Source organism: Heliobacterium chlorum (assembly GCF_014502795.1).
GTDB lineage: Bacteria > Bacillota > Desulfitobacteriia > Heliobacteriales > Heliobacteriaceae > Heliobacterium > Heliobacterium chlorum.
The window spans coordinates 118,376-130,497 of sequence record NZ_JACVHF010000008.1 but is presented as its reverse complement, the minus strand read 5'-3'; the positions used below and the strand labels follow the sequence as shown (position 1 = coordinate 130,497).

13 protein-coding genes are annotated in these 12,122 nt (G+C 48.8%); 11 read left to right on the top strand and 2 right to left on the bottom strand.

Going from position 1 to position 12,122, the window contains the following annotated elements:
- The first annotated feature begins 272 nt into the window (after nt 1-272).
- From H1S01_RS09920 to H1S01_RS09910, 3 genes are all read left to right on the top strand, one after another.
- A complete protein-coding gene (locus H1S01_RS09920; RefSeq protein WP_243237184.1) occupies nt 273-848 on the top strand; it encodes a C39 family peptidase in 576 nt (191 codons plus the stop codon).
- 36 nt (nt 849-884) lie between these two features.
- Complete coding sequence (locus tag H1S01_RS09915; protein ID WP_188040131.1) at nt 885-1,397, top strand: GNAT family N-acetyltransferase; 513 nt, start codon at nt 885-887, stop codon at nt 1,395-1,397.
- Nucleotides 1,398-1,517: 120 nt separating this feature from the next.
- Nucleotides 1,518-3,494: a methyl-accepting chemotaxis protein gene (locus H1S01_RS09910; RefSeq protein WP_188040129.1), complete on the top strand. Its 1,977-nt coding sequence runs from the start codon at nt 1,518-1,520 to the stop codon at nt 3,492-3,494.
- A 104-nt stretch (nt 3,495-3,598) separates the two neighbouring features.
- On the opposite strand, the gene H1S01_RS09905 is transcribed toward H1S01_RS09910, so the two are convergent.
- The gene (locus tag H1S01_RS09905) at nt 3,599-5,524 is read right to left on the bottom strand and encodes an aconitate hydratase (RefSeq protein WP_188040127.1); all 1,926 of its coding nucleotides are present in this window, start codon (nt 5,522-5,524) and stop codon (nt 3,599-3,601) included.
- 240 nt (nt 5,525-5,764) lie between these two features.
- Here H1S01_RS09905 and trmL point away from each other — a divergent pair, with 240 nt between their 5' ends.
- The 3 genes from trmL to H1S01_RS09890 all read left to right on the top strand — a co-directional run bounded on the left by trmL (nt 5,765) and on the right by H1S01_RS09890 (nt 8,301).
- Nucleotides 5,765-6,226, top strand: coding sequence for a tRNA (uridine(34)/cytosine(34)/5-carboxymethylaminomethyluridine(34)-2'-O)-methyltransferase TrmL (trmL, locus tag H1S01_RS09900; RefSeq protein WP_188040125.1), 462 nt, complete (start codon nt 5,765-5,767; stop codon nt 6,224-6,226).
- A 37-nt stretch (nt 6,227-6,263) separates the two neighbouring features.
- Nucleotides 6,264-7,358: a 6-phosphofructokinase gene (locus H1S01_RS09895; protein WP_188040123.1), complete on the top strand. Its 1,095-nt coding sequence runs from the start codon at nt 6,264-6,266 to the stop codon at nt 7,356-7,358.
- Nucleotides 7,359-7,446: 88 nt separating this feature from the next.
- The gene (locus H1S01_RS09890) at nt 7,447-8,301 is read left to right on the top strand and encodes an MTAP family purine nucleoside phosphorylase (RefSeq protein ID WP_188040121.1); all 855 of its coding nucleotides are present in this window, start codon (nt 7,447-7,449) and stop codon (nt 8,299-8,301) included.
- A gap of 394 nt (nt 8,302-8,695) precedes the next feature.
- On the opposite strand, the gene H1S01_RS09885 is transcribed toward H1S01_RS09890, so the two are convergent.
- Nucleotides 8,696-8,908 (bottom strand): transcriptional regulator, encoded by a 213-nt coding sequence (locus tag H1S01_RS09885; protein ID WP_188040120.1) that lies wholly within the window; start codon nt 8,906-8,908, stop codon nt 8,696-8,698.
- A gap of 493 nt (nt 8,909-9,401) precedes the next feature.
- Here H1S01_RS09885 and H1S01_RS09880 point away from each other — a divergent pair, with 493 nt between their 5' ends.
- From H1S01_RS09880 to thpR, 5 genes are all read left to right on the top strand, one after another.
- On the top strand, nt 9,402-9,791 hold the full coding sequence (locus H1S01_RS09880; RefSeq protein ID WP_188040119.1) for an anaerobic ribonucleoside-triphosphate reductase: 390 nt from the start codon (nt 9,402-9,404) through the stop codon (nt 9,789-9,791).
- A 173-nt stretch (nt 9,792-9,964) separates the two neighbouring features.
- Entirely contained in the window at nt 9,965-10,150 is a 186-nt protein-coding gene (locus tag H1S01_RS09875; protein ID WP_155476237.1) for a hypothetical protein, read from the top strand.
- A gap of 285 nt (nt 10,151-10,435) precedes the next feature.
- Entirely contained in the window at nt 10,436-11,017 is a 582-nt protein-coding gene (locus H1S01_RS09870; RefSeq protein WP_188040118.1) for an HDIG domain-containing metalloprotein, read from the top strand.
- Nucleotide 11,018: 1 nt separating this feature from the next.
- Nucleotides 11,019-11,519 carry an L-2-amino-thiazoline-4-carboxylic acid hydrolase gene (locus H1S01_RS09865; protein WP_188040117.1) on the top strand — a complete coding sequence of 167 codons (501 nt, stop codon included), beginning with the start codon at nt 11,019-11,021 and terminating at the stop codon, nt 11,517-11,519.
- 21 nt (nt 11,520-11,540) lie between these two features.
- A complete protein-coding gene (thpR, locus tag H1S01_RS09860) occupies nt 11,541-12,098 on the top strand; it encodes an RNA 2',3'-cyclic phosphodiesterase (protein ID WP_188040115.1) in 558 nt (185 codons plus the stop codon).
- Nucleotides 12,099-12,122 lie beyond the last annotated feature (24 nt).

Here is a 12,122-nt window from a genome sequence, read left to right as displayed (position 1 = left end):
AGGGATCGGGTTCTTTTATACAAATTCGTATGATCATATCTGTGATCCAAGGGGACACAAACCTTTTGTTTTAATACAATGTTACAATTTTACTCGGCAACGAAAGGAAATCGAGAGGGGGGCTATCGAATGTCACTATGCAAAAGAATGAATAAGTACACAGCGAAAAAGGAGCTACCATGAACCTAACAATGAGGCAAAACGTATTTCGAGTCCTAATCACAGTTTTAGCTGTGAGCGCATGCTTCCTAATCGGAGCGACTGTTTATCTGTTGAGACCGTTTCCTACACCAGATTCGATCTTAGAACGTAACCTATCGATTGCGCAAGGTAATCCGTCTCTTATGGAACGACATCCCTCTAGTTATCATGTTCCCAGGGAAGCCAGTTTTGAAGTGCAAGGGCATAACCAATGTTCCGCTTTTTCAACGGCCTGCTTGCTGCGTAGTCTCGGTAAGGATGTTAAGGGAGCAGAAGTCTATCGTGAGATCAACTTCAAAATTCCTCTTTCAGGCTATGTTTTGCCCAAGGGGATTATGACCTATCTTGAACAAGAAGGACTACATCCGTCCATATTCCAGGGGACGATAGATACATTAAAAGAAAGAATAAGGCTTGGCTATCCGGTGATTGTCCTTGTCGGTAATGGATTGCTTTGGCAGCATTACATGACGATCCTTGGGTACGACGATGAAAAGGGAGAGCTCTATTTTTTTGATTCCAAAAAAGAAACGGACGAAAACGGCTCTATGCCTGGAAACCGGACGTTACAAGAAGATTATTTTTTGTCCCTGTGGGATAACGGGCTGCCTTGGTTTCACCACATGTACATAATAGCAGCCTCGTAATTGGAGGCAATAAGATAAATATGGAGGGGTCATATTATGCGAATCGACTTGTCAAAGTGTACGATTCGGAGTTGGGAGCTAAAGGATAATGCGGGTTTGTTAGTACAGGCGAATAACTGGAATGTAGCCAAAACCCTACGGGACCATTTTCCCTATCCCTATACAGAATCGGATGGGGATAACTGGCTAAACTGGGTTGTACGAAGCAAACCGGAAACGAATTTTGCGATCACAAATGACGGCAGTATCGTCGGGGGAATTGGATTCAATCTGCAGCCCGATGTTTATTGGCGATCCGCAGAAATTGGCTTTTGGCTCGGTGAAGAGTTCTGGGGACAAGGAATAATGACTGAGGCTGTACCAGCTATGACTACCTATGCTTTTAAGCATTTTGACGTATGCCGGATTTTTGCCAGCGTTTTTGAGACGAATCCTGCTTCGATGAGGGTTCTCGAGAAAAGCGGGTATACTTTTGAAGCCCGGTTGCGAAAAAACGTGACCAAAAACGGCGTTACTTTTGACGAACTGATTTATAGTACTGTCATCTAAAGCGAATCATAGATAAAACGATTTGTTCTAACTATTGCTTGATGACCCTAAAGATGTAATAATTTAATTAAATTGTAAACATAAACCCAGACAAAAGATCGAGTCTGCGGGAGGGATAGCATGAGCAATAGAATTGGAAGGATGGGGATCCGTCAGAAGTTGCTAATCAGCTTTTCTGTTGTCGGAATCTTGCCGCTTCTTTTGTATTCCATCCTAACCAGTCAATTTAGCACAAGCGAACTGGAGAAAGAGGTTTATCTCAACAACCAACTCATCTCAGCCGGAGTGTCCCGAGAAGTGGATCTTCTATTGAATGATCGCCTAAAAACTCTGAACATATCCGCCAAATCATCGGAAATTCAGATGATGAATCCAAATTCGATCCTGCCAGTGTTGAACCAAATCAACGAGCAGTTTCCTGATTTTTTATCGGTCATCGTCACCGATAGTCAAGGTAAACAGATCCTTCGCAACAAAGGGACATTGAGCGATGTTTCCGATCGGGATTATTTTAAACGAATCAAGTCCGGTGCCCAGTATGCGGTCAGTGAGGTCGTCACCGCCAAAGGAACAGGCAAATCGACGACGGTGCTATCCGTGCCCATCCGGAACGGCGAGGGTGTACTCATCGGTTCACTCTGTGCTTCTCTCGATTTACAAGTGATCAGCGAACTCCTTAGTCATGTGAAAATTGGCCGCACAGGTTATGTATGGATGACAGACAATATGGGACGGACATTGGCTCATCCCGATAGCGATTATGTAAAAGAACAAAAAGATATGAGCCAAGTTCCCGTTGTCATGGAGGCCATGAAAGGCGGCTCAGGTGCTACGGCCTACAGCTACGAAGGGGAGAAAAAGCTGGCTGGCTATTCATTTGTCCCCCTAACCGGTTGGTCCGTGTATGCTTCACTGCCTGAGGCGGAAGCATTAGAAGGCGTCGCCAAGATCAAAAATCTGGCTTGGTTATCAGTCGTTGCAGCTATTGCAATTGCGGGAATAGCGGGATCAATTCTTGCCCGGGCTTTTAGCCGTCCATTGAACGAAATGATTACTGCCTTGCAAGCCGTAGCTGCCGGTGACTTGTCTCATCGTATTGAGGGGAAACGTAAGGATGAACTGGGTCGCTTGATAGATGCGTTCAATCAAATGATAGAACACTTACGCCATATCATTGGCACAGCCGGCAGTTCCTCGGTGCACTTGGCCGTTGCAGCTAATGAAATTGCTACTGCCAGTGAAGAAGTAACTTCAGCGTCGACGCAAGTATCCGGCAACATTCAGCAGGTTGCAGAAGATGTCATCAAAGGCAGTGATGCTGTGAGGGACACCTTTAACGTCGTCGTTGACCTGTCCAGACTGATCAAAGCTGCTGAGAATCAAGCGGCTGATGGAGTGAAAAATTCCGAAATCACCCGGAATGCAGTCAAAGAAGGTTATCAGACCGTAAATGAAACGGTAACGTATATGCAGCAAATCCGCTCAAAAATGGTTGAGACAGAGGAAATCATCACCACACTTAGCAAGTATTCCGAACAAATTGGTTCGGTGACGAACACCATTGCCAATATTGCAGCCCAGACAAACTTATTAGCGCTGAACGCAGCCATCGAAGCGGCCCGTGCCGGGGAAGCTGGGCGAGGCTTTGCCGTAGTGGCCGAAGAAGTGCGAAAACTGGCTGAACAGTCGAATCAAGGTGCCGCAGAAGTAGCGGCGTTGACCCAAAAGGTGTCTGAAGAAACTGCCTTGGCTGTCGCTGCGACTCGTGGCAGCCGAAATGAGGTGGAAGAAGGAACGGCCGTCGTAGGTAAGGCGGGAAAGGCTCTTGAAAATATATTGGCGGCAGTGGAACAGACGGCATCGGATGTCTATGACATGGTCAAAATCAACCGCGATGTGGCCAACGATTCTGAACAGGTTGTTCGCCTGATGGAGTCATTGAAATCAATCATGGATGATGTGGCCCTTCAAGTGAAGGAAGTGGCAGCAGCCACCGATGAAACGCTGTACTCCATGAGAAACGTTGTCACCGGTGTAGGCGAGGTCAATGGCATGGCCACAGAATTAAAGAGGACTGTTGAACAGTTTCAGGTGTAAAATAAAAACACACCCCCGGGCCGTCACGGCATCAACAGGGGTGTGTTTTATTTTACTTTATATCAAGGGTGCTCAAATCATTCTATCGAGTTCTGAAGATAGAATTAGCCTTGTAAACGGGTATAGTTCAGCAGGCCTCCTGCCTTGATAATCGCCACTTGACGTGCCGTAAGATCAGGGCGCACTAAGAAGGTTTCGCCGGTCGTCACATTGCGCACTTCCAAGGTCTCGCTCGTACCCAGTTTGGCGGCTAAATCGGCGATCTCAAGGGTATCTCCTTGGCTCACCTTAGCGGCATCGGCTTCACTAGCAAAGGTGAGAGGCAGAATGCCGAAGTTGACCAGGTTGGCCCGATGGATACGGGCAAAAGACTGGGTGATGACAGCTTTGATGCCTAGATACATAGGCGCTAGCGCGGCATGTTCCCGAGACGAGCCCTGACCGTAGTTTTGTCCACCCACGATGATCCCGCATCCGGCTGCTTTCGCCCGGTCGGCAAAGGTGCTGTCGACACCGGCGAAGACGTGCTGGCTGATGGCGGGGATATTGGAACGCAGGGGGAGGATCTTCGCGCCTGCCGGCATGATGTGGTCGGTGGTGATGTTATCTCCCACTTTGAGGATGACCTTCGCCTTGAGGCACTCGGGCAGAGGCTGATTGATCGGCAGCGCCTTGATGTTCGGTCCACGGAGAACTTCCACCGTCGAAGGATCTTCGGCAGGAGCCAGAACCATCCGATCATCGATGAGGAATTCTTCCGGCATGACGACGTCGATCGCTTCGCCCAGTTCACGAGGATCGGTGAGCACACCGGTCAGTGCGGCAGCGGCAGCGATTTCCGGACTGGACAAGTATACCTTGGCGTCGGCAGTTCCGCTGCGGCCTTCAAAGTTTCGGTTGAAGGTCCGGATCGAAACAGCGCCGGAGTTCGGGGACTGACCCATGCCAATGCAGGGGCCGCAAGCCGATTCAAGGATCCGTGCCCCCGCGGCAATCAGGTCGCCCAGGGCGCCGTTACGAGCAAGCATTTCAAAGACCTGGCGGCTGCCGGGGGCGATCCCTAAGCTGACTGTCGGGTGAACGGTCTTTCCTTTGAGGATGCCTGCCACCTTCATCAGGTCAGCGTAGGAAGAGTTGGTACAGGAACCGATTAAAACCTGATCCACTTTGATGGAACCCACTTCACGGACAGTTTTGACGGCATCAGGGGAATGGGGGCAGGCGACCATCGGTTCCAGCGAGGAAAGGTCAACGGTGATCATTTCTTCGTAGGTGGCATCTTCGTCGGGCTTCAGTTCGCTCCAGGCTTGTTCACGGCCTTGGGCTTTCAGGAAAGCCAGAGTGACTTCGTCGGACGGGAAGATGGACGTGGTCGCACCGAGTTCGGCGCCCATGTTCGTGATGGTCGCCCGTTCGGGAACGGACAAGGTCGCTACGCCGGGGCCGCAGTATTCGACGATTTTGCCGACGCCGCCTTTGACGGTCAATTGGCGTAGGACTTCGAGAATGACGTCCTTCGCCGAGACCCAGGGGGAGAGTTGTCCAAGCAGGTTGACTCCGACGACTTTCGGGCAGGTTAAGTAGAAGGGACCGCCGCCCATGGCTACGGCCACATCGAGTCCACCGGCACCGATAGCGATCATGCCGATACCGCCGCCCGTCGGGGTATGAGAGTCGGAACCGAGCATCGTCTTCCCAGGTACGCCGAAGCGCTCCAGGTGGACTTGGTGACAGATGCCGTTGCCGGGACGAGAGAAATGGATGCCATGCTTGGCAGCGACCGTTTGCAGGAAGCGATGGTCGTCAGCATTCTCGAAACCGCTTTGCAGAGTGTTATGATCAACGTACGAGACGGATAGCTCAGTTTTTACTTTTGGTACGCCCATGGCTTCGAATTGTAGATAGGCCATTGTCCCCGTTGCATCTTGCGTCAATGTCTGATCGATGCGAATCGCGATTTCTTTACCGGGAACCAATTCACCTTCTAATAGGTGTGCTCCCAAGATCTTTTGTACAAGGTTTTTGCCCACAGTTTCCCCTCCTATGGTTAATCACTTGTTCAATGTAACAAATATTCCAGAGGGCGTCAATTTAAATGATGACACTATCGAGAAGTATACTGCACACAGTGAAGTGCAGAAAAATTAGCAGGATTTTATGGTTGCCAAAGAGAACAAACAACCGGATACGTTTCCCAAACTTTTTTTACGAATTGAAAAAACAGTCTGCAGCGATCACCATGCTCAGGCTCGATACGGAGTGTATGCATCATGTTTCATATTGTACTTGTTGAGCCAGAAATTCCACCGAATACGGGAAATGTAGCCCGTCTCTGTGCCGGCACCGGTTGTGTGCTCCATCTGATCAAACCGCTCGGCTTTTCTGTGGATGACAAACAACTAAAACGGGCGGGTCTTGATTATTGGCACCTCGTTGAGATCCACTACCATGACAACTGGGAAGCTTTTCGAAAGGCCTATCCGGAAGCAAATTTGTACTTATTGAGCACGAAAGGTCATAAACGCTATAGTGATGTCGCCTACCAGCCTGGAGATTTCTTTGTCTTCGGCAAAGAAACGAAAGGCCTGCCGTCAGCGATTTTGGAGGCTCATCCAGAACAGGTGGTTCGCATCCCTTTGGTCGGCGATGCTCGTTCGCTCAATTTGTCCAACGCCGTATCGGTTGTCCTATTCGAGGGGCTGCGACAAACGGGGTTTACCGATCTAGTCTAATCTTCAAGGAGTTTTAATGTAGAAGGAGGACGAAGAGATGGAGGGACAGATCAAGCGGATCGGAGTGTTAACAGGAGGCGGCGACTGTCCGGGATTGAACGCTGTCATTCGTGCCGTTGTGAAGACGGCCATTCGTCGTTACAACTTGGAGGTCATCGGAATTATCGATGGTTTTTATGGTCTCGTCAATGACATCATGGAACCAATGACTGAAGAAAAGGTCGCCGGAATCCTTCACCGCGGTGGAACGATCCTGGGCACGACGAACCGAGACAATCCATTTCGCTATGCCGTCGAAAAAGAGGGTCAGCTTACTTTTGAAGATCGTTCGGAACAGTGTATAGAGAACTTGCGCCGCCGGGGGATCGATGGGCTGGTCGTCATCGGCGGTGACGGAAGTCTCTCTATCGCTTTAGAGTTTCATAAAAAAGGAATCCCCGTCGTCGGGGTGCCGAAAACTATCGATAACGACTTGTCTGCCACCGATGTGACCTTTGGCTTTGACTCGGCCGTCACTACGGCTACAGAAGCCTTAGACCGGCTCCATACGACGGCCGAATCGCACCACCGGATCATGATTTTGGAGGTCATGGGCCGTTATGCCGGTTGGATCGCCCTTTATTCCGGGGTAGCCGGCGGAGCGGACGTGATTCTGATTCCGGAAATACCTTTTGATTTAGATAAAGTCTGTAACCATATTCGTACACGAGCCGAAAAGGGACGCAAGTTCTCCATCGTCGTCATCGCCGAAGGAGCCAAAGAGATCGGCGGCGAGATGGTCGTCCAGAAAATGGTCGCCCAGAGTCACGATCCGGTTCGCCTCGGCGGCATCGGTCAGTCGATCGGACAAAAGCTGGAGATGTGCACCGGAATGGAAACGCGGGTCACTGTTTTAGGTCACGTACAGCGGGGCGGTTCGCCGACGGCGCAAGATCGCATCCTGAGCACTCGCTATGGTTCAGCGGCCGTTGATGCGGTGATGGAGGGGAAATTTGGCCACATGGTGGCCCTGCGAACTCCGAAGATCTTGGCTGTTCCCTTACAAGAGGCGGTAGGTACGGCCAAACAGGTCAATACCGATGGGCAGATTGTCAAAGCGGCCAAATCGGTGGGAATATCATTCGGCGATTAGTGCCATAATTCTGCTAATATGAAGCCGATGAAACAGGGATTGATGCTGCTTCAATTATCTATTGAATGACTGTGGAGGTCGATCATTTTTGTACGCACCGAACAACATACCGTCTGCCGATTTCGCCATCATCGGTGGTTCCAGCACGAACTCATTGCGTTTTCCGGAAGCTATCGATTTCCCCGGTGTGACGGTGCTTGAAACTTATCCCGGTTGGGAAACGCCTTTTGGTCCCAGTCCTGCTTTTGTTCTCTTTGATTTAAATGGCCGTCGTACCTTAACTTGTGTGATGCACGGTTGGCGGCCTGGCGTTAAGCGAGCTGATGCGTCTCGGCAAATCTTCTGGGTCTTTCAGCAAGCGGGCGTAAAAAAAGTCCTTTCTGAAGGTGGCGTGGGGGCGATCAACGAATTGCTTCGGCCTCGCGATTTAGTCATCCCTCACGACTATTTGGACTTTTCCATGCGCAAAGATGTGGATTTGGGAACAGGCTATCTGCTCATCATGCGCCAGCCTTTTTGTCCGGAACTGCGGCGCGCTTTTTTGAAGGTATCGGAAGAATTACCTGGTCAAGGGCGGGTTTTTGATCGGTCAAAGTATGTCGTTACCGATGGACGCCACTTTGAGAGCCCTGCAGAAGTACAGTACTACCGCATGGCCGGGGGCGATGTGATCGGGCAGAGTGTGGCGCCGGAAGTCTACTTAGCCCGAGAAATCGGAGCTTGCTATGCCCGCTTAGAACTGGTTGTCAATTACGCCGAAGGCATCATTACAGACTGGTCCCACCAGGAACTGAAAGATATCTTCTTCGAAGAATCAGCTTTAGCAGGACGGCGACTGCTCATGGCCTTAGCAGCACTTCCGGAAAAGCCGCCGGCAGTGGGAGAATGCGGATGTGCTGAACTGCGCAAACCGACGCTTTTGCGAGAGCGGACTGGAGAGTAACCGGAAAAAATAAAATGTGCAAAAAAAGTGCTCACGCTTTAAAGGAAGCCCCAGCTGTGTGGAGTCCATAGCTGGGGCTTCCTTTATCCCAGGTTGAATTGTTGTCGAGAGGAGATTTTTCTCGAAGATTTACGAAGCACCATAAACGTAAAGAGTTTTGCTAAAAAAATAATCGTTACATAACATTCGCCAAGGAGATTCGTGGTATAACTGTATTAGAGATATATGACATAAAAAGGCAGAGGCAGAAGGAGGCAGACTCAAATGTTATTGACAATTGGTGCGTGCAGTCTAATCACTCTTTGTTGTGGATTTTTTTATTTTCTCGGATACCGTGAAGGGAGCAATCAGTGTAGGAATATGATCAATGACCGATTCCAATAGGTTATACGATTTACAACCAGGGTATTTTATCTGTTTCATCACCCCGCAGGATCGGGGTGATTTTTGATTTTAATGGCTCTGGGACATCTTTTAGTTTGACTTCTTCGATCCGGAGGATTTCGATCGTGTCCACTTTTAGTCGTTGGGCCAGTTCCTTTGCTGTCAAGCAGCGGTTTTTACGCAATTCCTTTACGGTCTTGTTCATCACGCCGAATCCGAACATGGGATGATCTCTCCTTAATGCTGGTTCTGGGAAAAACCCTTGATGAGAACATATCATAAATCAGGGAAACGGGATAGGAGGGGTGTACCAGATGAATAGTAGAGGAAGCATCCTGTGGTTTACCTTACTCGTCGTGTTTTACACCACCTACCGGGAGATCGTTAAAGGAAAGGACACATAAGGATTTTCGATGAAAAAATCCACCCCTTGCGGAGTGGACTTTTTTTAGCGATCTTGGTTCTGCGGATGATTGCGAACTTCCGGTTCGCCGGGGCTTTGAACTTTTGTCTGCGGGTTTTCGGTCGCCTGGGTTTTAGATTTCTTGCTGTCCTTACCTTTACCCATTGTGCTCACCTCCACGCCTAGTATGCCCCAAGAAAATTGTAAAATTTAATAGTAGTAATTACTATCAGATATTGATTATCGAGAGCAACTGTTTTATCATCATAGACGAGAATACTTATAAGAATCGATGAAAGGTTGGTCGTGAGCTATGCGAATCATAACTGATCTATTGCTTACTGATGAACAACAGGATAGTATCCTCGCTCAAGCGAGAGAAATTGCTTGTGAAGAGAACGTCCATGAACCTCAAGCAGTTCGGGTTTTTCAAGAAAAGGGAGAACTATGCCTGCAAGTTTTAGGTCAAAATCCGATCACCCGGGTTCGGCGAATAACGGGATATCTAAGCACAACAGATCGCTTCAACGATGCCAAGTTAGCTGAACTCGCCAATCGTACACCCCATATGGGACAAGGTTCTTGTTCCTGTGACGGTGAGTTAGATGCCGTAGATTTGCTTTGGAAGCAAAAAAAGGCTGCCGATGATTTGTCCCAGGAAGAAAAACAGAGCGTATTGGCTGATTTCGGCAAAGCGGTGTAGGAACGAATAGCCATACAGAGAGATACAGTGTGTTAGATAAGTACTCCTATTTTTGGGGGTGCTTTCTTTTTTCTCTTGTTCGGTAAATTATTTGATTACTCAAGGAAAGTGATAATTTTTTAGACATTTTTCATCGTATAATAAATGTAGAAGGGTGGGGGGAGGCGGAGAAAATGAAAACACGCGTTGTCGTCTATGAACTCCAACTGGAAGGCAGTGAAAAGCTTAAAGATGGCGTAAAGGAGTTTCTGGACGAACAGAGGAATGAAGGTGCAGTTCAAGTCATCATCAATCGCATCGAATCGTTTGGGAAAAAACAGTTTGTCATTGAAGCTGAAGTCAGCTTCTTTTCGAATTGAACTGCCTCTGGACTACCAATGAACTACCAATGAACCACCTGAGAATATAGCCCAACCTCGCCGATTGGCGGGGTTGTCTTTTTTATCCCGTTGACAGACAATGCAATAAGGGCCGTTGTCATCTGGTTGATTTAAATTAAAAGGCGTATAATATAATGTACTAACTATGTAAAGTGAATTTCCAGGTAGAAAAAGAAAATAACGTAAGCGAATTAAAAAGTATTTGCTTACGTTTTCCATGCTTTTTCACTAGTAAACATCACAGGGATGAAAGGAAGCGACCATATGGAGAATGTAAGACCTACCCGGGCACAAGCAGATGCGTTACTACGGGAGTTTAATAAAAATGACAGCCTCATTAAGCACGCTTATGCGGTCGAGGCCGTCATGAGACATTTTGCAGAGCTCTTCAACGAAAGGGATCCGGAAAAGTGGGCCGTCATCGGACTGTTGCACGATATTGATTATGAGATGTATCCCGAGCAACATTGTGTGAAGGCGAAGGAAATTTTATCAGCTAAGGACTATCCCGAAGATTATATTCACGCTGTTCAAAGCCACGGGTGGGGTATCTGTGTCAATGTTCAACCGGTAGAGCAAATGGAAAAAGTACTCTATACGATTGACGAATTGACGGGTTTGATCGCTGCCACGGCGATGCTCCGTCCGAATAAGAGTATCCTTGACTTGGAAGTTAAATCAGTGAAAAAGAAGTGGAAGCAAAAAAGCTTTGCTGCCGGTGTGAACCGCGAAATCATCGAAAAGGGTGCTCAAATACTAGGTATGGATCTGGAAACCGTCATCGGAGAGACGATCCAAGGGATGCAAAGGGTCGCGGAAACGATCGGTTTAAAAGGAGATATGTGAGATGAATGGGGATGCGCCTGTTGTTCCGGTAGAGGTGGCGAAAGAGCAAGTGCGTCAGATGGGTATGATGATGGCGTCGCTCTATCGTCATTTAGCCCAATCCATTGTCGATGAAATAGGGGAAGAACGCGGAAAAGAGGTTATCAGCCGAGCAATTGAAAACTACGGCTCTGAGCGGGGGGAGAAGCAGCGACAACGTGTACTCGCTGCCGGGCACGCTCATGAACCACAGAACTATGGCAAGTTGCCTGACTTACCCTCTTTCGGCTGGGATGTGGAAGGAGTGAACGGGGAAGACCCGACTCATATTCGCATTACTTATTGTCCCTTTGCCGCTGAATGGCGAGACCACGGCTTTGAAAAACTAGGTCGGCTGTACTGTGCCATCGACCAGGCCAAGTATGAAGCATTCCACCCCGATAGCGACTTGGTCCATCTCAAAAATGTTCTTGATGGCGATCGGTTTTGTGAGATACGATGCCAGAGGAAAGATATCCCCTAGGAGAAAAGGCAGGGAACAATTATGCGTCTTTTCGCGGCGATTCTATTTCCCACCGAAGTAGTTGCTGAACTGGCACAACTTCAGCGAACGATTGAACAGAGAGTGATAAAAGCCCGTATGGTGTCCCCAGCGAATCTCCACCTGACGCTGCAGTTTCTCGGCGAAGTCACCCCAGACAAGCTTCCTTCGATTAAATCCTCCCTCAAGAAAGCGGGCGAAGCGTCTGTGCCTTTTTCCCTCCGTTGGGAACAGCGGCTAGGTCATTTTGGGCCCCTTCATCCGATGAGAGTCTTATGGCTGGGCTTGCAGGAGGAGCAGTCGGGGTTAAGGCAACTACAGATCGAAGTTGCCCGGAAGTTGACCGCAGTCGGTTTTCCACCGGAACAGAAACGTTACGAACCCCATGTCACAGTCGCTCGAGACATTTTCTGGCGAGAGCCGGAAAACTGGAGTATTTCGGTTCCCTCGATTCCGAGTTTTAAGGTGAACGAGTTTGTTCTCATGGAAAGCCGCATCGAGCGGGGAAGAGCGCCCGCCTATGAGAAGATGGACTCATTTTCACTCGGCGGGAATAGGTAAGGTTCATCTATAAACGGGTAAGAA